The 21410-nt window shown below is 68.0% G+C and carries 19 protein-coding genes and 1 pseudogene; 12 read left to right on the top strand and 8 right to left on the bottom strand.

What is annotated here, in order from left to right:
- Positions 1-128 precede the first annotated feature (128 nt).
- Complete coding sequence (locus BLT03_RS05185; protein ID WP_092740956.1) at positions 129-1175, top strand: adenylate/guanylate cyclase domain-containing protein; 1047 nt, start codon at positions 129-131, stop codon at positions 1173-1175.
- Positions 1176-1386: 211 nt separating this feature from the next.
- Here BLT03_RS05185 and BLT03_RS05180 read toward each other — a convergent pair whose 3' ends face one another.
- Positions 1387-1941 (bottom strand): hypothetical protein, encoded by a 555-nt coding sequence (locus BLT03_RS05180; protein ID WP_245711247.1) that lies wholly within the window; start codon positions 1939-1941, stop codon positions 1387-1389.
- A gap of 68 nt (positions 1942-2009) precedes the next feature.
- Complete coding sequence (locus tag BLT03_RS05175) at positions 2010-2720, bottom strand: haloacid dehalogenase type II (protein ID WP_092740954.1); 711 nt, start codon at positions 2718-2720, stop codon at positions 2010-2012.
- A 241-nt stretch (positions 2721-2961) separates the two neighbouring features.
- Between BLT03_RS05175 and BLT03_RS05170 the strand changes: the two genes are divergently transcribed.
- Complete coding sequence (locus BLT03_RS05170) at positions 2962-4200, top strand: MFS transporter (RefSeq protein ID WP_092740952.1); 1239 nt, start codon at positions 2962-2964, stop codon at positions 4198-4200.
- Positions 4201-4250: 50 nt separating this feature from the next.
- On the opposite strand, the gene BLT03_RS05165 is transcribed toward BLT03_RS05170, so the two are convergent.
- Positions 4251-5189: a phosphatase PAP2 family protein gene (locus BLT03_RS05165; protein ID WP_353615273.1), complete on the bottom strand. Its 939-nt coding sequence runs from the start codon at positions 5187-5189 to the stop codon at positions 4251-4253.
- Between the two features lie 277 nt (positions 5190-5466).
- On the opposite strand from BLT03_RS05165, the gene BLT03_RS05160 reads away from it, so the two are divergent.
- The 5 genes from BLT03_RS05160 (at position 5467) to BLT03_RS05140 (ending at position 12387) form a co-directional block, all read left to right on the top strand.
- A complete protein-coding gene (locus BLT03_RS05160; RefSeq protein WP_092740948.1) occupies positions 5467-6561 on the top strand; it encodes a diacylglycerol/lipid kinase family protein in 1095 nt (364 codons plus the stop codon).
- 23 nt (positions 6562-6584) lie between these two features.
- Positions 6585-7394, top strand: a complete 810-nt coding sequence (locus BLT03_RS05155) for a metallophosphoesterase family protein (protein WP_092740946.1) — start codon at positions 6585-6587, stop codon at positions 7392-7394.
- Positions 7395-7445: 51 nt separating this feature from the next.
- Positions 7446-8414 carry a magnesium/cobalt transporter CorA gene (gene corA / locus BLT03_RS05150; RefSeq protein ID WP_092740944.1) on the top strand — a complete coding sequence of 323 codons (969 nt, stop codon included), beginning with the start codon at positions 7446-7448 and terminating at the stop codon, positions 8412-8414.
- 158 nt (positions 8415-8572) lie between these two features.
- Positions 8573-9712, top strand: a complete 1140-nt coding sequence (locus BLT03_RS05145) for a TRAP transporter substrate-binding protein (RefSeq protein ID WP_175537665.1) — start codon at positions 8573-8575, stop codon at positions 9710-9712.
- Entirely contained in the window at positions 9712-12387 is a 2676-nt protein-coding gene (locus BLT03_RS05140; protein WP_092740942.1) for a bifunctional diguanylate cyclase/phosphodiesterase, read from the top strand. Before BLT03_RS05145 ends, BLT03_RS05140 begins: the two co-directional genes overlap by 1 nt.
- Before the next feature lie 138 nt (positions 12388-12525).
- On the opposite strand, the gene BLT03_RS05135 is transcribed toward BLT03_RS05140, so the two are convergent.
- Entirely contained in the window at positions 12526-13434 is a 909-nt protein-coding gene (locus BLT03_RS05135) for a DMT family transporter (RefSeq protein WP_092740940.1), read from the bottom strand.
- Positions 13435-13548: 114 nt separating this feature from the next.
- On the opposite strand from BLT03_RS05135, the gene BLT03_RS05130 reads away from it, so the two are divergent.
- The 3 genes from BLT03_RS05130 to BLT03_RS23770 all read left to right on the top strand — a co-directional run bounded on the left by BLT03_RS05130 (position 13549) and on the right by BLT03_RS23770 (position 16064).
- Positions 13549-14535 carry a quinone oxidoreductase family protein gene (locus BLT03_RS05130; RefSeq protein ID WP_092740938.1) on the top strand — a complete coding sequence of 329 codons (987 nt, stop codon included), beginning with the start codon at positions 13549-13551 and terminating at the stop codon, positions 14533-14535.
- Complete coding sequence (locus BLT03_RS05125) at positions 14532-15359, top strand: NUDIX hydrolase (protein ID WP_092740936.1); 828 nt, start codon at positions 14532-14534, stop codon at positions 15357-15359. The genes BLT03_RS05130 and BLT03_RS05125 overlap by 4 nt, the downstream gene beginning before the upstream one ends.
- A 105-nt stretch (positions 15360-15464) precedes the next feature.
- Positions 15465-16064 carry a hypothetical protein gene (locus BLT03_RS23770; protein ID WP_139160325.1) on the top strand — a complete coding sequence of 200 codons (600 nt, stop codon included), beginning with the start codon at positions 15465-15467 and terminating at the stop codon, positions 16062-16064.
- A gap of 33 nt (positions 16065-16097) precedes the next feature.
- On the opposite strand, the gene BLT03_RS05115 is transcribed toward BLT03_RS23770, so the two are convergent.
- Positions 16098-17000 carry a LysR family transcriptional regulator gene (locus tag BLT03_RS05115; RefSeq protein WP_092740932.1) on the bottom strand — a complete coding sequence of 301 codons (903 nt, stop codon included), beginning with the start codon at positions 16998-17000 and terminating at the stop codon, positions 16098-16100.
- A gap of 97 nt (positions 17001-17097) precedes the next feature.
- Here BLT03_RS05115 and BLT03_RS05110 point away from each other — a divergent pair, with 97 nt between their 5' ends.
- Complete coding sequence (locus BLT03_RS05110; protein WP_092740930.1) at positions 17098-18174, top strand: bile acid:sodium symporter family protein; 1077 nt, start codon at positions 17098-17100, stop codon at positions 18172-18174.
- 18 nt (positions 18175-18192) lie between these two features.
- On the opposite strand, the gene BLT03_RS24415 is transcribed toward BLT03_RS05110, so the two are convergent.
- The gene (locus BLT03_RS24415) at positions 18193-18348 is read right to left on the bottom strand and encodes a hypothetical protein (RefSeq protein WP_175537664.1); all 156 of its coding nucleotides are present in this window, start codon (positions 18346-18348) and stop codon (positions 18193-18195) included.
- Between the two features lie 238 nt (positions 18349-18586).
- Here BLT03_RS24415 and BLT03_RS05105 point away from each other — a divergent pair, with 238 nt between their 5' ends.
- Complete coding sequence (locus BLT03_RS05105) at positions 18587-18946, top strand: HPF/RaiA family ribosome-associated protein (protein WP_092740928.1); 360 nt, start codon at positions 18587-18589, stop codon at positions 18944-18946.
- A 195-nt stretch (positions 18947-19141) separates the two neighbouring features.
- Here the strand turns inward: BLT03_RS05105 and arsC are convergent.
- Positions 19142-19483, bottom strand: a pseudogene (gene arsC, locus BLT03_RS05100) (arsenate reductase (glutaredoxin)); the annotation flags it as partial.
- A 163-nt stretch (positions 19484-19646) separates the two neighbouring features.
- Entirely contained in the window at positions 19647-21317 is a 1671-nt protein-coding gene (locus tag BLT03_RS05095) for a Na/Pi cotransporter family protein (RefSeq protein ID WP_092740924.1), read from the bottom strand.
- Positions 21318-21410: the final 93 nt, after the last annotated feature.

Here is a 21410-nt window from a genome sequence, read left to right as displayed (position 1 = left end):
CGGGGCCCCTATGCTTTGCTTCACGAGCGCCCACCGCGCAGCCAGGGTCCATTCACCGCCGTCAAGGCCGATGGGCCAGCGCGGCACACGCACCAAAAGGCCCCCCGAAGAGAAAGCAACGCGCTCCCATGTCCTCTCTCCCCCCTGGCGATTCCCCGGCGGCGCCGGACACCCCGCTGCCGGCGCGGGCCCAAACGCAGGCGCAGGCACTGGCACCGCAAGGTGGCCCGCACCTGCAGCCGCGCGAAGTCACCCTGCTGAAGATCGGCCTGCGCGACTTTTCGCAGATCGCCTCGCACCTGCCGCCCGAGCAATCCCTGCCGTGGGTCGAGCGCATCCTGGGCTGCGTGCACGGCGTGCTCGCCCGCTACGGCGCTGAAGCGGACCACCTGACCGGCGACGCCGGTGCCGTCGTCTTCGGGCTGGCCGGCAACGCCAATCCGGCCGAAGACGACGTGCACCGCGCAGCCATGTGCGCCCTGGCGTTGCAGATGGCTGTGCGCGACCTGAACGACGCTTTCCTGCAAGACCGCCTTCCCTCCATCTATCTCGGCATCGGCATCGCCTGCGGGCCTGCACTGGTGGGCGGCTTCGGCCCTTCGGCCGGCATGCGCCAGTCGCCCGTTCTGCTGGGCGACGTGGTCATCGAAGCGCAGCAACTGCGCACCTTCGCCCTGCGCGGCCAGGTGCTGGTGAGCGAAGCGGTGTACCAGCGCTGCTGGAGCATGGCCTCCGTCGCGCCGCCCGTGCAGGTCTTCGTGAAGGGGCGCTCTGAGCCTTTGTCCATGCGCGAACTGGTCGCCGTGCCCAGCCGAAAACTCAAGGTGCCCCGCCAGGAGTTCCGCCGCAGCCACCGCGTGGAGGCACGCCTGCCGTGCACCTGGCAACTGGTGCAGGACGGCATGGTCATGCCCCACGCCGAGCCCTGCATCCTGCGCGACATGGGCTACCACGGCGCGCTCCTGGAGCTGAGCGGCGCCGCGCCGCTGCATGGCGAGTTGCGGCTGTCGTTCGACCTCCCCCTGGTGCAGTACCAGGCCCGCGACGTGTACGCCCGCGTGGTCACGCTCAAACCGGTGGGCGATCAGGTGCTGGCGGGGGTCGAGTTCACCGCGACGAGCGCGGAGTTCGATGCGCGGGTGCAGCGGTTCGTGCAGGGGATGGTGGCGGGGTGAGCATCGGGTGATTTCGACCAGGCTGCGGCCTTGGCAATTCATTCGGCGTCTCTGTCTTTGTCCAAAAGGTGACCGAAACTCTGCGAAAGAAGATAAGGGACCATGGACCCCGCCACCCACCACCAGTTCGACTGCCAGTAGGCGATGGCCCAGCAAGCCCAGGCAAACCAGATCGTTGCCGTTTGAAGATAGTCGGAGGTTTTCCGTTTGCTCATCGGGGGACCTTAACGCCGTTGAGGCCCCATCGCACATACACCAGATAAGGGAGGATCCGCGCCGTGCCCGCCGGTGTTGCCAACATGATAGGAACCCGTGCCTGCGCTGCCACGATCAGGTTCAGGGGGCGTCCGATGCGCGCCATGTACACACCAGGGCCGTAGATGCCGTGGCGGGGAAAAGCGCTGGCTCGGATCACTCCGGTGCGGGCTATCCCTGCAGCACCGGCTGCCGTCGTGAAGTGAATCAGGTTCTTGGGCAGAGCGGCGAAGCCATAGCCTGCCGTTGCGAGCGTGAGCGCGGTGGTCGGCGCTATTTCGGGTGTCCATAACACCGCGACAGCGCCTGGGACGTGGGCCAATGGGGCCCAAGGGCTTCTGGAGTTCACCGCGATGTCGGCCCAATACTGCGCCGCGTTGTCGCCGGCCAGTGTCGAGCTCCGGTACAACTGCTGGAGTTGCAGGATGAACCGGCGCATAGGGCCCGGATCAGATATTTCGACGGGCTTGCTGCAGCCGTCGCGTAGACACGTCAACGTTTGTTCGGTCATCCATCCCTCGGCACTGTGTTTATGCGAGGAGCTTACCTGCCGCCGCGCCGCGTGTGCTGCTGATGCTCTTACACGCCTAATCGCTCCGCCAGCCCCACCAGACTCTCCGCATGCCAATCGTTCCCTGCCTGCGGTGACACGTCCTTCGGCCGCGCCTTCCCGAATTCCCATGGCCGCTCGATGTAGGCGGTCCGCAGCCCGCATTCCCGCGCCGCCGCCAGGTCTTCGTGGTGCGCCGCCACCAGCATGACCTGCTCGGGCGCCAGGTCGAATGTGCGGGCCACGCCCAGGTACACCGCCGGGTCGGGCTTGTAGGCACGGAACACTTCGGCGCTCAGCACGCAGTCCCAGGGCAGGCCGGCGCGCTTGGCCATGTCGGTCAGCAGGCCGATGTTGCCGTTGGAGAGCGTGGTGATCGTGTACTGGCGCTTGAGCCGCTGCAGCCCTTCCACGCTGTCGGGCCAGGGGTCGAGGCGGTGCCATACGCGGTTCAGGTGCTGGCGCTCGGCTTCGGTCAGGTGCTGCAGGCCGAAGCGGGGCAGCATGCCGTCGAGGATGACGCGGTGCAGTTCGTCGATGCGGGTCCAGCCCAGTTCGCCGCTGCGCACGCGCTGCATGGCGGGTTGGTAGCCGTCGCGCCAGGCGAGGGCGAAGGCGTCGGCATCCACTTGCGGGTACAGGGCCTGTACCTCGCGAACGATGCTGCCGTGCCAGTCGACCACGGTGCCGAAGATGTCGAAGGCCAGCACGCGGACGCCGTGCCAGGGTTGGTCGCTCATGGGGGACTCCTTGGTTTGATTGGGAAACGCTGACTGATGGACAGGGGATCAATGCTCGTCGCCAAAGCTTAGCGGCGGCCGGCGAAACCGTTGGATTTCCTTGCAAAACCTCCCTTCCGAAGGGCGGAAGCCTGGCGTGATATGGTCAACGGCCTGCGGGTTAACCCTGATTTTTCCCATCCCCGCCTGCCGTCCGGGTCGCTTCGAAGGCCGGGTCGCGGGCGTGCACGCCGTCCTTTCCATGACCACGCCTTCCATGCCTTCTAGCTCCGCCGATGTTCCGGCGGCCGCTCCCTCCGATGTCCCGGTGCGCGACGACCGCACGCTGATGCGCGCTGTGCTGGCGCTGGGCCTGGGGGGCTTTTCCATCGGCACGGGTGAGTTCGTCATCATGGGCCTGCTGCCCGAGGTGGCGCGCGACATCGGGGTGAGCATTCCGCAGGCGGGGCATGTGATCAGCGCCTATGCGCTGGGCGTGGTGATCGGCGCGCCGGTGCTGGCGGTGATGGCGGCCGGCTGGGGGCGGCGGGCCTTGCTGATCGCACTGATGGGCGTGTATGCCCTCGGCAATTTCGCATCGGCCCTGGCGCCGGGGTATCTGTCGCTCAATCTGCTGCGCTTCGTGACGGGGTTGCCCCACGGCACGTATTTCGGGGTGGCGGCGCTGGTGGCCGCATCGCTGGCGCCGCCCGGCCGGCGCGCCCACGCGGTGGGGCTGGTGATGCTGGGGCTGACCGGGGCGACGCTGCTGGGCGTGCCGATCGCGGCGTGGCTGGGGCAGGTGTTCGGCTGGCGCGCGGCCTTCGTGTTCGTGGGCCTGATCGCGGTGGCCGCCATGGCCATGGTGCGCCGGGGCGTGCCCTACCAGGCGCCGGCCGAGGGCGCCAGCCCGTGGCGCGAGCTGGATGCGCTGCGGCGCAAGCAGGTATGGCTCACCCTGGGCATTGGGGCGATCGGCTTCGGGGGCATGTTTTCGGTGTTCAGCTACATCAAGCCCACGTTGACGGAAGTGGCCGGGCTGCCGGTGTCCGGCGTGCCGATCGTGCTGGCGTTGTTCGGCGCGGGCATGGTGGCGGGCAACCTGGTGGGCGCGCGGCTGGCCGACAAGTCGCTGATGCGCACCATCGGAGGCCTGCTGCTGTGGTCCATCGCGGTGCTGGGCGGCTTCGTGTTCGCGGCGCACCATGTCGCCACGGCGGCGGCGGCCACGTTCCTGCTGGGCACCATCGTCGCCATCGGCCCGGCGTTGCAGATCCGCCTGATGGACGTGGCGGGCGATGCGCAGACGCTGGCCGCGGCCCTCAACCATTCGGCGTTCAACTGCGCCAACGCGCTGGGCGCCTGGCTGGGCGGCGTGGCGATCACGGCCGGCCTGGGGTGGACCTCCACAGGCTGGGTGGGCGTGCTGCTGGCGCTGGGCGGGCTGGCGGTTTTCGGGCTGTCGGTGGCGGCGGATCGCCCCGGGCGCGCCGCGCGTTGACGGAAGACGAGGGCGCTTTGGCGGCAGCCTGGTGTTCTAACGCCCTCCCTTCAAGCCAAGGTGGCTGACCGGGACCGATGCCAGTGCCCGACGCCTGACATCACCATCACGCAGCAGGCCAGCCAGGCGCCACCGGTGAGCCAGCCGGCGAGCACATCGCTCGCAAAATGCACCTGCAGCACCACGCGGCTCCAGCCCACGGTGAACACGGTGGCCACGGCCAGCAGCACGGCGGGCAGGTGCCACCGCGCGGGCAGCAGGCGCAGCGCCAGGTAGGCGAGCATTCCGTAGGCCACGAGCGAGGCGCTGCTGTGCCCGCTGGGAAAGCTGAATCCGTCGGCCGTGGAGATCTCTTGCGTGTGCACGGGCCGCACGCGTTCGAAGGTGTATTTGAAAGCCCGCGTGAGCAGGCCGTTGCCGATCATCGCGGCCAGCCAGCCCAGGGCAAGCAGCCGGTAGCGGCGCAGCCACAGGGCGGCGGCCACGGCCACGGTCAGCACCGTGAGCACGGCGACGTCGCCAGCGTGGGTGAGTTTGGCGAACAGCGTCAGCGTGGCGACGCTGGCGGTGGTACGCAGGGTGTCGGCCAGCGTCTGGTCCAGTAGGGCCCAGGTGGTGGGCGCGGCCCATTCCTCAGCCAATGCGGCAAGGGCCTGGGCGCAGGCCAGCAATAGCATGGCCGCCACGAACAGGGTAGCCAGGAGCCGAGGACCGGCATGCTGCGGCGCCGTCCAGCGCTCGGCCCAGGGAGCGGCCCAGCGGGCGCCATGGGCGTGCAGCGGGCCGGTGGCGGCCCAGAGGGCCATGGCCACCAACAGCCCTATCGCCATGCCGCCTGCCCAGACCGTCAGCGGGTGCGATGCGGCCCACAGGGCCATGGACTGCGCGTCCATCATTCGTTCCCCTTGAGCGAAATGGTCCGCAGCGTAGCGTGAGGGCAGGGCGAGCGGGCGGGGCGATGGCAGCGGCACGGCAAGGGCATGGATCACGGCAAGGGAGTGGTCAGGGCGCCAATGGTGGCAGGAGCGGAGGCGGGGCCCACCGTAATTCCCGGCGGCGCATCGGGGTTTGTCGTGCTCCGACTGCACCCCGCGCGGGCGTGTTCGGGCCTGTCGGCCATGGCTGACAAGGGGTGCGCCTGCCTGCCGATGCGGGCCCTGTCGCGGCCATGTGCAGAATCGGGCGTCCCGCCGTGCGGGCGCCTGCCGCGAGCACGGCTCTCACCAGCTGCGCGGCCGGGACCTTCTCCCCCGAAAGCCTTCTCACATGCCATCCAACGACCTGCCAGCGTCCATGCCCCGAGGGCGCGGCCCGATCCATCTGGTGGTGCCCCACCGGCCGGGGGCCGACCATGCGCAGTTGCGCACCCGGCTCGAAGCCCTGGCGCCGCTGCAGCGCAATGCAGTGCAGTGGCATGTGCCCGCGCTGCGCGCCGGCATCGTGCAGGCGGCCGAAGAGGCCGCGCTGGCCGCCAAGGCGAGTGGCGGTCTGGTGGTGGCGGCCGGCGGCGACGGCACCATCAACGCGGTGGCCACGGCCGCATGGAAGCACGAAGTGCGCATGGGCGTGATTCCCGTGGGCACCTTCAACTACTTCGCGCGAGAACAAAGCCTGTCGCTCGATCCCGAGCAGGCCGCCAATGACATCTTCGATGCCATGGATGCGGGCGACATGCGGCCCGTGAACGTGGGCTTCGTCAACGACCGCATGTTCCTCGTCAACGCCAGCGTGGGGCTGTATCCGCGCCTGCTGGAAGAGCGGGAACTGGCGTCGCGCCGATTCGGGCGATCGCGCTGGGTGGCCATCGTCTCGGCGGTGTGGAGTTTTTTCAGGCCGGCGTCCGCAAGGCGCTGGCGCGTGGCGCTGCGCCAGCACCGGGTGGCAGCGCCCACGCGGGAGGAGTTTTTCGCGTCCACGCTGTTCGTTGGCAACAACCCGCTGCAATTGGAGCGCCTGGGCATTCCGCAGGCACAGGACGTGGCCGAGGGCGATCACCTGGCCGTGCTGCTGCTCAAGCCCCAGAGCCGCGCGGCCACGGCCCGCACCGTGTGGAACGCGGCCATCGGCCAGTTGGCGCGCGACGAAGCCGTCATCAGCCTCGCCTGCGCGGAAATGGTGGTGGAGCCCACCTGGCGCCCGCACCGCGTGAAAGTGGCTTTCGACGGCGAGCGCGAATGGATGGCGCCGCCGCTGCGTTTTCGGGTGGAAGACCGGCCGCTGTGGCTGGTGGCCCCCACCGCCACGGCACGCGACGACGACCCGGCCACGCAAGGCGCCATACCGGTCGCCGCCGTCGCCGAGGCCGAGCCGGAACCCGAGGCCGCCCCGGCCGCCGTGCCGGGCCTGGCCCCGGCGGGCTGAACGCGCAACGCCGGCGAACCGCGATGAGCGTTCTCATGCACCTGTCGGACCTGCACTTCGGTGCGCACGACCCGCGCGTGTGCGCGGCGGTGGCTCGGCTGGTGCAGACGCTGGACGTGTCGTTGCTGGTGGTGTCGGGCGACCTCACGCAGCGCGCCACGGCGGAGCAGTTCGCGCAGGCGCATGAATTTCTGACGGGCCTCTCCGTGCCGCAACTGCTGGTCATGCCCGGCAACCACGATGTGCCGCTCTTCGCCTGGTGGGAGCGCCTGGGCCGTGCCTACCGCCGCTATGAACGCTGGTGGGGCCGCGACCTGGAGCCGGTCTGCGATGTGGCCGGTTTTTTGGCCGTGGGCGTGAACACCACGCGCCCCTGGCGGCACGAGCGCGGCAGCCTGTCCCATGCGCAGATCGACGCGGTGGCCGAGCGGCTGGCCGCGGCGCCGCGCGACCGCTGGCGCATCGTCGTCACCCACCACCCGCTGGTGGTGCACCCCACCAGCGACACCGAGCACCGGCCCCACCGGGCCGGCGAGGCGCTGGCGCGCTGGCGCGAGGCGGGCGCGCAACTGCTGCTGTCCGGCCATGCCCATGAGCCCGGCCTGGCCGAGGTGCTGCCCGGGCTGTGGGCTGCGCGGGCGGGAACGGCGGTGTCGGTGCGCCTGCGCGCCCATGCCCCCAACAGCCTCGTGACCCTGGAGCGGCGCGATGCGGGCGTGCCCGGCCTGGGCGCTCTGCCTGCCCGCCACCGGCTGACGCGTTGGGACTACGACGCCCGGGTGCAGGCGTTTTTGCCGTTGCCTCCGCGGGACCTCGGAAGCTCCGGAACGTAGCGCCGGCATGGCAAGATTCAGCCTGTTGCCAAGGAACTGGATTGCCCCCCGATGCTGATCAATTGCGTTGCCTACCAAAACGGGGCCAAGCTGGCCGATATCTCGGTCGATCACATCAGTGATTACGTTTCGCTGCCGGGCTGCTTCGTCTGGGTGGCGCTGGCCGATGCCACGCCGCAGGAGCTGCAAGAGATGCAGCAGGAGTTCGGCCTGCACGAACTCGCTGTGGAAGACGCGCAGCACGGCCACCAGCGCCCCAAGATCGAGGAATACGGCAACTCGCTGTTCGCGGTGCTGCACCTGGTCGAGCCCGATGCCGAGCGCGGCGTCAACGTGGGAGAGGTGGATGTGTTCGTGGGCACCAATTACGTGCTCTCGGTGCGCAACCGCAGCAAGCTGGGTTTCCTGGGCGTGCGCGAGCGCTGCGAGCGCCAGCCCGAGCTGCTGCGAACCGGCGCGGGCTTCGTGCTGTACGCGCTGATGGACGCGGTGGTGGACCGCTACTTTCCGGTGATCGATGCGCTGGAGGTGGAGCTGGAGCAGATCGAGCAGCAGATCTTCACCAAGGGCGCGCCGCACAACAACATCCAGCGCCTGTACGAACTCAAGCGCCGCGCCATGGTGCTCAAGCGCGCGGTGGCGCCGCTGCTGGAGGGCGTAGGCAAGCTGCATGGCGGCCGCGTGCCCCAGGTGTGCATGGGCTCGCAGGATTATTTTCGCGATGTGCTCGACCACCTGAGCCGCATCAACGGCTCCATCGACGCGATGCGCGACACCATCGGCACGGCCATCCAGGTGAACCTGTCGATGGTGACCATCGAAGAGAACGAGATCACCAAGCGCCTGGCGGCCTGGGCCAGCATCTTCGCGGTCTGCACCGCGTTCGCAGGCATCTGGGGCATGAACTTCGAAGGCATGCCCGAACTGAAGTGGGCCTATGGCTACCCGGCGGCGCTGCTGCTGATTTTGGGCGTGTGCGGCTACCTGTATTACCGCTTTCGGCGGGCGGGCTGGCTCTGAGCCGGGCCCGGGCCGGCCGTGCCGCCGGGCGAAGGTGTTGTAAAGCGCGGCGTGCCGAGAGCACGCCCCATTGGTCAAATCGCAGCAAGATGGTACAAAAGCCGGGGATGGAGAAATCTCTGGCGGCGACACGGCAACAAGAACTACGGCGTTCCTTCATGCAACACCATTTCCTGACGCGCGCACTGTGCCGCCTGGCACTGGCCTGGCTCTGCTGCGCGCCTTTGCTGGGCGCCGCGCAAAGCCCTGTGCCGGCCAAGGCGAGTACGACGGGGGCGCCCACCGCGCCGAAAGGGCCTGCGCCCGCGCCGGTGTCGGCACCCTTCATGCTGCGGGTGGTCGGCAGCCTCGGGGCGCTGTCCCAATACCAGGAGCGCGAGGCGCCGTTCTGGACCCAGGAGCTGGCCACGCTCAGCAACGGGCGGTTTTCCGCCACCATCGTTCCCTTCGACCGCGCGGGCGTGCCGGGCATGGAAATGCTGCGGCTGGTCGAGCTGGGCGTGGTGCCCTTCGGCACCACCCTTATGAGCTCGCTCACCGCGCAGTACCCGCAATACACCGCGCCCGACCTTCCCGGCCTCAACCCCGACATCGCCAGCCTGCGCGCCACGGTGGCGGCGTTTCGCCCCTACCTGCAGAGCGCGCTGCGGCAGGAGCACGGCATGGAGATGCTGGCCATCTATGTCTATCCCGCGCAGGTGATCTTCTGCAAGAACGCCATGACCGGGCTGGCCGACCTGTCGGGCCGGCGCATCCGCGTGGCTTCGGCCTCGCAGGCCGACTTCATCAGCGCCCTGGGCGGCATTCCGGTGCACACGGGCTTCGGCCAGATGGTGGCGAGCCTGAAGGCCGGCGACAGCGAATGCGCAGTGACCGGCACCATGTCGGGCAACACCATGGGCCTTTATGAAGTGACCCAGTACGTCTACCCCATGCCGCTGACCTGGGGCCTGTCGATCTTCGGGGCCAACCGCGACATCTGGAACTCGCTGCCCGCCGACCTGCGCGCCCTGCTGCAGCGCGAGCTGCCCCGGCTGGAGGCCACCATCTGGGCCGATGCCGAGCGCGAAACCTCCGAAGGGCTGGCCTGCAACACCGGACGGCCTTCGTGCCAGAAGGGCGCTCGCGGCTCGATGATGGTGGTGCCGGTCTCTGCCGCGGACGATGCCCGCCGCGTCGAAATCCTGCGCACCACGGTGCTGGCGAACTGGCAGCGGCGCTGCGGCCCGGTTTGCGTCGATCTGTGGAACCGGACAGTCGGCCCTGCGCGCGGTATTCCCGCCCCCCGGGCGCCTTGATGAAGGCCTTTCCCCGACACATTCATGCCGCCATCAGCAGCGTGGTGGTGGTGTTCCTGCTCGCCCTGGCAGGGTCTGCAATCTGGCTGGTGTGGAGCACGCGCCACTCCGCGCTCATGGAAAGCGAGGCGCAGGTCACGCGCTTCACCACCGGCGCCGAGGCGGCGGTCAACCGTGCGCTGCTGGGGCTGGACGTGCTGCTGGCCAGCACCGCCGACCTGATGGCGCTGCGCGAGCAGATGCACGAGCCCGGCGGGCCAGGCTCGGTGAGCCAGCTGCTGCGCACCGCCGCGCGGCAGAACCTCATGGTGCGCTACGTGGCGCTGATGGACGGGCAGCGCAAGGTGGTCGCCTCGTCGGACGCGGCCGGAGCGCGCGTGGGGCTGGACCTGCCGTCGGGCTTTTTCGAAGAGGTCATGGGGCAGGCCGTGCCCACGCTCGCGATCAGCGTGCCGACGGTGAGCTTCTCCAGTTCCGAGCGCGTGGTGTACGTGGCCCGCCACGTGCGGTCGCCGGTCGGCACGCGGCTGGTGGCCATCGCCCAGGTGCCCACGAGCATGCTGGTGTCGGTGCTGACGCAGGCGGTGGACATCTCGGGCCTGGAGATCACGCTGGAGCGCGGGCAGGGGCAGATGCTGCTGGGCTTTTCGGGCCGGGGCGACGCGCGCCACCGCGCGCGGGTGCACCCCTTGAGCGAAGTGGGCACGCCGATCAGCGCCTGGGGGCAGGGCGCTCGCATCACCGGCGTCTCGGCGCTGGTGGTGGCGCGGCCCATCCTGTACCCGGACTTCTGGATTTCCGCCAGCCTGCCGCAGGAGGCGGCGCTGGCGCCATGGCGCAGCGAGCGCAACGCGATCGTGCTCGTGGCCGCGCTGTTCGGCGCCACCGTGGCGGCGGCAGGGCTGGCCACCATCGCCTACCTCAACCGCATGAACCGCGCGCGCATGGCGCTGGCCAGTTCCAAGGCCACGCTGGATCAGGCGCTCGGCTCCATGGTGACCGGCTTCGTGCTGCTGGGCCGCCAGCAGGAGGTGCTGCAGTGGAACCGCCGGTTCGAGGAGATCTTTCCTTGGCTGCGCGGCATCATGGCCGAGGGGCTGCCGTTTCGCGCCCTGCTGGAGGCCACCGTGCTGCACCACCTGCCCGACAGCAGCGAAGGGCAGCGGCGCGAATGGGTCGAGCAGCGCCTGGCCTTGCAGCGCCACCCCGACGGCACGCACGAGCAAATGCTGCCCAACGGCCACTTCATCCAGATCACCGAGCGCGCCACGCCCGAAGGCGGGCTCATGATTTCGTACCACGACGTGACCGACCTGCGCATGGCGAGCGCCGAGATCGAGAACCTCGCCTTCTACGACCTGCTCACCGGCCTGCCGAACCGCCGCCTGCTGCTGGACCGGCTGAACCAGGCCGCCGCCACGGCATCGCGGTCGCGCGAGCTGGGGGCGCTGCTGTTCCTGGACCTGGACCATTTCAAGACCCTCAACGACACGCAGGGCCATGAAGTGGGCGACCTTTTGCTGCAGCAGGTCGCCGTGCGCCTGAAGGACTGCGTGCGCACCACCGATACCGTCGCGCGGCTCGGCGGCGACGAGTTCGTCGTCATGTTGTGCGACCTGGCGCGTGACCCGCAGGAGGCCGCCACGCTCGCGCGGCGCATCGGCGAGAAGATTCTGCTGGCGCTCAGCAAGCCTTACCAGTTGCGCTCGCAGACGCACCACAGCAACTGCAGCATCGGCGCCACGGTGTTCGGCGATTCGCGGCAGTCTGCGGCCGAACTGCTCAAGCAGGCCGACATCGCCATGTACCAGGTCAAGGCCCGCCGCGGCCATGGCCTGTGCTTTTTCGATCCGCAGATGCAGGTGGTCATCACCCAGCGCGCGCAGCTCGAATCAGACCTGCAGACCGCCATCCAGCAAAACCAGTTCGTGCTGCACTACCAGCCGCAGTTCACGCTGCCCGGCACCATGGTGGGCGCCGAAGCGCTGCTGCGCTGGCAGCACCCCGAACGCGGCCTGGTGGCGCCGGGGCACTTCATCGCCGTGGCCGAGGAGAGCGAGCTGATCGTGCCCATCGGCATGTGGGTGCTGCGCACCGCCTGCGAGCAGCTGGCCCAGTGGCAGCGGGACCCGCGCCTGCGCAACCTGCACGTGTCGGTGAACGTGAGCGCGCGGCAGTTCCGCCACCCCGACTTCGTGGCCGGCGTGGTGGAGGTGATCCAGGAAACCGGCGTCCGGCCCCATCTGCTGGAGCTGGAACTGACCGAATCGCTGGTGCTGGACAACGTGGAGGATTCGGTCGCCAAGATGCACCTGCTGCGCACCAAGGGCGTGCGGTTCTCGGTGGACGATTTCGGCACGGGCTATTCGTCGCTGGCCTACCTCACGCGGTTGCCGCTGCACCAGCTCAAGATCGACCAGTCGTTCGTGCGCAACCTGGGCGTGCGGCCCACCGACGACGTGATCGTGCAGACCATCATCGGGATGGCCCGCAACCTGGAGTTGCAGGTGATCGCGGAAGGCGTGGAAACCGCCGAGCAGAAGGACTTTCTGGCCCTGCACGGCTGCGACCTCTACCAGGGCTACCTGTTCGCGCGGCCCCTGCCGGTGGCCGAGTTGATGGAGCGCTTCGCCGACCGGGCCACACCGGTCTCGCCAGCGCCCGGACCGCTCTGAGCCGTGCCCAGGCGATTCATGAAGCCCCGGGGCTTCATGAATGATTTGCTATCCTATTTATAGCAATGCTCCCTGGTCCTGATTGCGCTGAAGGCCTTTTTGACCTCAAGCCTCTTGGCGCAGCAGGCTTCGGTGCCTTCAGGCCTTTTGCGGCCGCGAGGAGGCCACGATGCCGCTCACGATCAGCAAAAACGCCGCCGCGTGGTACAGGTGCGGGGTTTCGCCCAGGAACAGTGCCGACAGCACGGCCGCGAACAGCGGGGTGAGGTTGATGAAGAACCCCGCCACCGCCGGCCCCGCACGCTGCACGCCCACGCCCCAGCACCGGTACGCCAGGATGGCCGGCCCCACCGCGATGAACGCCAGCGCCGCCGCCAGCGGCCAGCCCCATTCGATGTGCGAGTGGCCCATGGCCCACTCGCCCCCGGCGAAGGCGCCCGACCAGGCCAGCCCGAAGACCATCTGCGCCATCAGGAACGCCGCCCAGTCGGAGCGCACCGTGGCGGGCTCGTGCGTGCGCGCCAGCAGCCAGCTGTAGAAGGCCCAAGAAATGGTGGCCAGCACCATGAAGAGATCGCCCGGCACCAGCCGCAGCGCCAGCAGCTGGCTCCATTCGCCCCGGCTCAGCACCAGCAGCACCCCCGCCATGGACAGCACCGCGCCGATGAGCTGCGGGCGCCGCACCGGCACGCCGAAGCACAGCGCGCCCACGGTCAGCATCCACACCGGCAGGCTGGAGCCCACGAGCGTGACGTTCAGCGGCGTCGAGGTCTGCAGCGCCATGTACTGAAGCGCGTTGTAGCAGCCGATGCCCAGCAGGCCCAGCGCGGCGAAGCGCCGCCAGTGCGGCCACATCGGGCTCTTCGGACCCAGCACGCGATAGGCCAGCGGCAGCAGCACCAGAAACGCCAGGGCCCAGCGGATGAAGTTCAGCGTGACGGGCGGCACCAGGGTGTGGACCATCCGTCCCACCACCGCGTTGCCGGCCCAAAGTAGCGGCGCGGTGGCCAGGAGGGCGATCGTGCCCGGAGTGAGTCGTTGCGTCATGGGGCTGGACTGTAGCGTCTCGGCCCTCGGCAGAGCCGGGAAAAACATGGCAGGATTCAGGCGCTTTCCGTTTGCCGGCTTTTCATTTTTCCCCTCTCTTGCAGGAGTGTTCCCATGAGTCTTGCCGTTCAGATCCGCCAGCATGGCGGTCCCGAAGAACTCCAGATCGTCGATGTTTCCGTCGGCGAGCCCGGCCCGGGCGAAATCCGCATCCGCCACCATGCCGTCGGCCTGAACTTCATCGACGTGTACCACCGCACCGGCCTGTATCCGCTGCAGATGCCGGCCGCCATCGGCATGGAAGGCGCGGGCATCGTGGAGGCGGTGGGCGAGGGCGTCACGCACCTCAAGGTGGGTGACCGCGCCGCCTACGCCAGCAACCCGCCCGGCAGCTATGCCGAAGTGCGCGTGATGCCTGCCAAGACCGTCTGCCGCCTGCCCGACGGCATCAGCTTCGAGACCGGCGCGGCCATGATGCTCAAGGGCCTGACGGCGCAGTACCTGCTCAAGAAGACACTGCCCGCCGAAGGCCTGCAGCCCGGCGACCATGTGCTCTTTCACGCCGCGGCCGGGGGCGTGGGCCTCATCGCCTGCCAATGGGCGAAGGCGCTGGGCCTGCAGCTCATCGGCACGGCCGGCAGCGACGAGAAGTGCCAGCTGGCCCTGGCCAACGGCGCTGCGCACGCCATCAACTACCGCACCGAAGACTTCGCCGCCCGCGTGAAGGACATCACGGGCGGCAAGGGCGTGAAGGTCGTGTACGACTCGGTGGGCAAGGACACCTGGGACAAATCGCTCGAATGCCTGCGGCCCTTCGGCCTCATGGCCACGTTCGGCAACGCCTCTGGCCCCGTGGCGCCGTTCGCGCCCGGCATGCTGGGCGCCAAGGGATCGCTCTACGTGACGCGGCAGACCCTGTTCACCCACATCGCCACGCGCGAGGCCACGCAGGCCATGGCGGACGACCTGTTCGCGGTGGTGCAGAGCGGCGCCGTCAAGATCCACATCGAGCAGCGCTACGCCCTGCGCGACGTGGAGCAGGCGCACCGCGACCTGGAAGCGCGCAAGACGACCGGCTGCACCGTTCTCACCCTGTCATGAGCGCGCTTGCGCCCAGCGCGCCGGGCTGGCTGCCCGCCGCGCGTGCGCGGGCCCAGCGGCCCGCTGCGGCAGCGCGCCTGCCCTTCGCCGTCGCCGGCCACATCGTGGGCACGGTGGCGGACGGCGTTCTGAATGAAATCATCGCCCTGCCGCCGGAAAACATGCCTGGGTTGCTATTAAAAGTAGAGCAGGGTGGCAGGGTGGGCTGGCACCTCGACCGCATCGGCAGCGATGCCACTGCGGCCCTCGCGCTGCTGGCCGGTGCCTTGCGCCGGGCCGGGCGCTGCGGCCCGTGGCGCGACGAGCAACTGGCGGTCTGCAACGCGGCCGGCGAGCGCATCGGCACGGTGGAGCGCGGTGCCGTGCGCACGCTGGGCATCGCCACCTGCGCCGTGCACCTCGTGGCCAGTGCGCCCGATGGCCGCATGTGGGTGCAGCAGCGCGCCTTCGACAAACCCACCCACCCCGGCCGGTGGGACACGCTGATGGGCGGCATGGTCAGCGCCGCCGACACGCTGGACACCGCCCTCGAACGAGAAACCTGGGAAGAAGCGGGCCTCAACATCGCCGCGCTGCAAAACGTGGCCCAGGGCGGCCACGTGGACTTCGCCCGGCCGAGCGACGACGGCGAAGGGGCCGGCTACATGGTCGAGCGCATCGACTGGTTCCACGCGACCGTGCCCGAGGGCGTGGCACCGGTGAATCAGGATGGTGAAGTGGAACGGTTCGAATTGCTGGACGCGCCAGAAGTGCATGCGCGACTGGAGCGCGGCGAGTTCACGCCGGAGGCGGCGCTGGTGTTGGCGGGGTTCTACGGCTGGTGATCCTGAAGCGTTGCGTTCATTGGCTTGATGCTTCGCATGGCGATCCACACGGGCGGATGGCAGGGCTAGAGTGGGATTCATGTTCTCGCTCCAGGAAAGCATCCCATGTTCGGTCTCAGTAAATTAGGCATTGGACGCAAGTCGTCCGACACGCAAACCCAGCCCAAAGAAGGGGACAAGAAATCCTCTGGGAGCCCTTCAGGAAAGACATCGCGCCATTCGCATGCCGCTCCGTCGGGAATGCCTCCGCCCCGTGGCCAATCGGGCGCCAATGCGTCGGACCAGGGTGCCCGGCCACGCACGCGGATCGGCGGGGAGTCGTCGTCTGCGCGTCCACTCAGTGTCAAAGAACAACGGCACCAACAATTGATGGCGGAAGCGGCTGCGCAGGGCGGTGTCTATGCACAAGGCGGCTACACGCCCAAACCGAAAACTGAAAAACCACCGGCCCACACGCCTTCTTCGTCCTCAGGCTTCACGCGTCAGGAGTCTTTCGACCCTGATATGCAAACGATGATGTTCAACACACCGGCTGAGAGAGAGTTCTATCAACACATGGTGAACCCGGGCGCGCAAGCCCAAAGCGGTGCTGCAGCGGAAACCACCCCGGCGGCACCGGAGCGCCGCACCTTTGGGCGCAGTACACAGATCCAGAACACCGAATACGACGCCTCCGGACGCCAGGCGCCATCGCAAAGGTCTTAATAGGCCGCTCGTGGCAGGCGGAGCGAAGTTCGTTTATCGCTTGGCCTGCCGCTCCCGCGCCACCGTCCGCACCAGATCCCACGCTGCTTGCGCCACGGGCGCCAGCGCGCGGTTGCGGCGGTGCACGAGCACGATCTCCCGGTCCACCTGCGGTCGCAGGGGCCTGACGGCAACGCCGTGCAGCCCTTCGGGCGGCAGCGCCAGCGTGGGCACCACCGAGATGCCGAGTCCCGCAGTGAGCATGCGAAAGATCGTGGTCGGGTGGCCGACCTCCTGCGCCACGGTGGCATGGACGCCATGGGCCGCAAACGCCTGGTCGATGAGCCGGCGGCTGCCCGAGGCGTGGTCTAGCAATACCAGCGGCTGGCCTTCGAGGTTGGTCCAGCGCACGCTGCGCTTGCGCGCCAGGGGATGCGCGGGCGGGCAGGCCAGGCAGAACGGCTCGGTCAGGATGGCCTCGCAGGTCAGTGCCTCGCGCTCTCCGGGGTCGATCACCACCCCGAAGTCCACCTCGCCGGACAGCACGCTCGCCAGCACGTCGTTCTGGATGCGGTCCAGCAGCACGATCTGCAAGCCGGGCAGTTCGCGCTGGCAGCGGGCGATGCAGTCGGGCATCAGGTGCGCCGAGAGCGTGGGGCTGCTGGCGACGCGCACGCGGCCTCGCCGCTCCGACGCCATCCCGCGCACGTCGAGCAGCACGGTGTCCAGGTCGTCGAGCACGCGCTCCAGGCGCGCTGCCAGGCTGCGGCCGGCCTCGGTCAGTTCCACCTCGCGCGTGGTGCGGTTGAGCAGTTGCAAACCGAGCTGCGCTTCCAGCTCCGTGATGCAGCGGCTCACGGCGGGTTGCGTCAGCCCGATCTGCTCGCCGGCGCGGCTGAAGTTGCGCGTGGCGGCGACCGACCGGAAGACATGGAGTTGGCGCAGCGTGACATTCATGATTCGAAATCATAAAACCATCAGATAAATCCATTTCACTTGGGGCGGGCTTTTGGGCCTAATGGCAACCATTCGATCGCAAAGGCTTCGCTCTCCCATGGCCCGCTCCCGCTTCCTTCCCGACAATTTCACGCTCGCCCTGCTCGGCACGGTGGCCTTGGCGAGTCTGCTGCCTGCCTCCGGGCGCGTGGCCCAGGGCTTCGAGCAGGCCACGGTGGCTGCCGTGGCGCTGCTGTTCTTCCTGCACGGCGCCAAGCTGTCTCGCGAAGCCATCGTGGCCGGGTTGTCGCACTGGCGCCTGCACTTGGTGGTGGTGGCGTCCACCTTCGTTTTGTTTCCGCTCATTGGATGGGCGCTGCGCCCGGTGCTGCAGCCGCTGGTGACGCCCGAGCTGTATCTGGGCGTGCTCTTCCTGTGCGTGCTGCCCGCCACTGTGCAATCGGCCATCGCCTTCACGGCCATGGCACGGGGCAACATGCCGGCTGCGGTCTGCGCCGCGTCGGGTTCCACGCTGCTGGGCATCGTGATCACGCCGTTGCTGGTGGGGCTGGTGCTGCCGGGGGTTCCGGCAGCGCACGGCGCGGCGGGTGCTGCTGGCGGCGCGCACGATCTGCTGGCCAGCATCGGGCGCATCACGCTGCAGTTGTTCGTTCCGTTCCTGGCGGGCCATCTGATGCGCCCGTGGATCAGCGGTTTCCTTCAGCGCCGTGCGGCCGTGCTCAAGTTCGTGGACCAGGGCTCGATCCTGCTGGTGGTGTACACCGCCTTCAGCGCGGCCGTGATCGAAGGGCTATGGCGGCAGATTCCGCTGCCGGCGCTGGCAGGCCTGCTGGCCGTGTGCGCGGTCATTCTGGCGATTGCGCTGTCTGCGACCACCTGGATCAGCCGACGCCTCGGGTTCTCGAAAGAAGACGAAATCACCATCGTGTTCTGCGGCTCCAAGAAGAGCCTCGCGAGCGGCGTGCCCATGGCCAAGGTGCTTTTCGCCTCGCATGCGGTGGGGGCGATCGTGCTGCCGCTGATGGTGTTCCACCAGATGCAGCTCATGGTCTGCGCGGTGCTGGCGCAGCGCTATGCGCGCCGGCCCGAAGGCCTGCCGCCGGCCGACCGCATCGCTGCCAACGCGTCGCAAGCGCGCGCAGCGCAGGCGGCGTCCACGGCAGCACCGAAGTAGCTGCCTGCGGGCAAGGCGTCAGGATTTTTCTTCGCCGGGCGGCACTTCCAGCCGGTCGTTCCGCACCTCTTTCATCATGTCTTCGCCGTCGGGGTCCGTGCCGTCCAGCGGTACGTCGTTCTCCTGGGTGACTTCCGGTTCATCGCTCGGTGGCTTGCGTTGGGTGGGGCTCATGGATTTCCTCTCTGGGTTGTCGGACCGGATCAGGTTCGAAACAGCCGCGCATCGAACCAATGCATGCAGCCTGCAACCATTCGGTGCCCTGCAACGTCGGACGACGCGCACAGGCATTGCGGCTCCGGACGGCAACGGGCCGTCCGCACGGGCCGATGCTCCGTTGGCCTACAGAACCCGGCCATGCCCCCAGGCAACCTGAGCCTTGTCACATCTCAATCTTGACTCAGGAGACTCCATGGAAATTCACATCAATACGGGCAACGGCATGGAAAACCGCGAGGCGCTGGAGCGCTGGGCCGACGGAGAGATCCGCAAGAACCTGAACCGGTTTACCGAAGGGGTGCGGCGCGTCGAGGTGCACCTGTCGGACGTGAACCACGCCAAGGGCGGGGCCGATGACAAGCGCTGCATGATCGAAGCCCATCTGCCGCAACAGGCACCCGTCGCTGTGAGCCACCATGCGCCAACCCTGGATGAAGCCTTCCGCGGCGCCGAAGCCAAATTGCAGCGGGCACTGGACAGTGCGCTGGGCAAGCTGCAGGACCATCGCGACCGCACCTCCATCCGCACGCAGCCGGAGTTGCTGCAGCCTTGAGCGATGGCGTGGGCCACGCTCGTGCGTGGCCCACGGTGCATACGGCCTCTTCGGCAATCAATGCATGACGGAGCGGAAAAATTTGCCGCAATGTTGACCGGCGTTTCTGCCAGCAAGCTTCTCTAATTGTTCGAAATTCGCTTCGGAAAGATGCTTGCCGTCCCGATCCAGCGGAACGGCGCCGGCTTACTTGCTGGGCAGCAGATCGTTCACCCGATCGGCAGGCCGGCACAATCGCACGCCGCGCGGCGACACCACGATCGGCCGGTTCATCAAACCGGGATGGGCCACCATGGCGTCGAGCAGCTGCGAGTCGGCCAGCGCTGGGTCGCCGAGGCCCAGTTCGTCATGCAGCGGATTCTTCGCACGCAGCACGTCGCGCACCGAAACGCCCGCACGTGCGATCAACCCTTCCAGCATGGCCCGCGAAGGCGGCGTCTTCAAGTACTCGATCACGTGTGGCTCGACCCCGCTGGCACGGATGAGCGCCAGCACGGTCCGTGAGGTGCCGCACTCGGGGTTGTGATAAATGACGATGTCAGGCCCAGCGGGCCTTCAGCATGGATGGGTTGGGTCATTGCGGGCTTGGAGCGAGAACGGAACTACTTCGGCTGATTGGAGCGCCAGCGTGCCAACGGTGAAGCGCAACTCCGTCCGGCGTTCCGAGCGTCAGGGTCAGCACGCTGCGGGCCCTGGCCTGTCACTTTCCGATCGAGGCTTCCTGGGCTACGCTGGTGGCGGTGCGCAGGCGGCTTGGCGCCAGGGCGCCGGCCGAGTCCAGGATGGGATAGGCGATCGAGCAGATGTGCGAATTGATGCGCTTGAGCTCGCTGATCAGGTCGATGTGCAGCGAACTGGTTTCCATGCTTTGCAGCGTCTTGTCCGAAAGCCGCACCAGATGGGTGGCTGCGTAGGCACGCTCCAGGTCCCGAAAGCGCGCCTTTTCTTCCAGCAGCTTTTGCGCATCGCGCACCGTGCCGTTGAGGAACACGCTCATTCCCAGGCGCAGGTTGTTGATCAGGCGCTCGTGCAGTTCGGTGATCTCGGCCATGCCGGCTTCGGAGAACTGGCGGCCTTTCTTGATCTTCTTTTCTTCGATGTCGAGCAGCACGCGTTCGATGATGTCGCCGATCTGCTCCATGTTGATGGTGAAGCTGATGATGTCGGTCCAGCGGCGGCTTTCTTCCTCGCCCAGGGCTTCGCGCGAAATCTTGGTGAGGTAATACTTGATGGATGAGTACAGCTCGTCCACCTCGTCGTCCATCTTGCGCAGCCGTTCGGCCAGCTGGACGTCGTTTTTCTTGATGACGTCGAGCACGCCGAGCAGCATGGTCTCGACCACGTCGGCCTGGTGCAAAGCCTCCCGCGCGGCGCAGGAGATGGCGAGCGAAGGGGTCGAAAGGGCGGAGGGATCCAGGTGGTGCGGCCGCAGGCTTTGCGCGCCCGCGGGCTTGGGCAGCAGCCGGGTCACCCAGGTGGCCACCCATTGCGTGAATGCGATGAACCCCAGGCTGATGATCACGTTGAAGCCCAGGTGGAACAGCACCACGCCCTGTGCCGTGCCTGGCATCTGGGGCTGCACGTAGAGCAGCCACAGCCCGACGAAAGGCGCCACCAGCATGACGCCCATCAGCTTGAACACGAGATTGCCCACGGTGACCTGCCGCACTTCGACGGCCGACTTGGCCGTGGTCAGCACCGCCAGCAGGCCGCTGCCCAGGTTGGCGCCGAGCACCAGGCCCAGGGCCACGTCCAGCGGCACCACATGCGAGGCCGCCATGGCCGAGATGAGCAGCACGATGGCGAGGCTGGAATAGGCGATCACCGCCAGCACCGCGCCCATGACGATCTCCATCACGATGTCGCTGTTGAGCGAGCCGAGCATCGCCTTGATGATGGGCGACGCGAGCATGGGACCGCTGGCCTGCACGACCATTTCGAGCGCCAGCAGCATGAGTCCCAGTCCGATGAGCACGCGCCCCACGCGCCCGGCCGAACTGGACTGGCGGGTGATGAACAGCACCACCCCCACGAAGATGAAGAGCGGCGACAGCCAGGACAGATCAGTGGAGAACAGCACGGACATGAGCGCCGTGCCCACGTCGGCCCCGCGCATCACAGCCAGCGCGGCGGGCAATGTGATGAGCCCCTGGCCCACGAACGACGAGGTCATGAGCGAGGTGGCGGTGCTCGACTGCACCAGGGCGGTCACGCCGATGCCGGAGAGTGCCGCAGTGAAGCGGTTGCCCATGCTGCGGGCGAGCATGGTGCGCAGGTTTGCGCCGAACACACGCAGCACGCCGGTGCGCACCAGGTGGGTGCCCCAGACCAGCAGTGCCACGGCGGCCAGCAGATTCAACAGGTGCTTCATGAATGGGTCGGATGCTTCATCCGGGGGCGCTGCGCAGGGCTCCTCGCCTGGCTGCCTTCCCGGGAGTGACAGCATACTCCTGAATCCATAGCA

It is taken from the genome of Paracidovorax valerianellae, from assembly GCF_900102625.1.
Taxonomy (GTDB): Bacteria; Pseudomonadota; Gammaproteobacteria; order Burkholderiales; family Burkholderiaceae_C; genus Paracidovorax; species Paracidovorax valerianellae.
The sequence above is the reverse complement of the archived record's forward strand: the minus strand, read 5'-3'. Positions and strand labels throughout refer to the sequence as shown.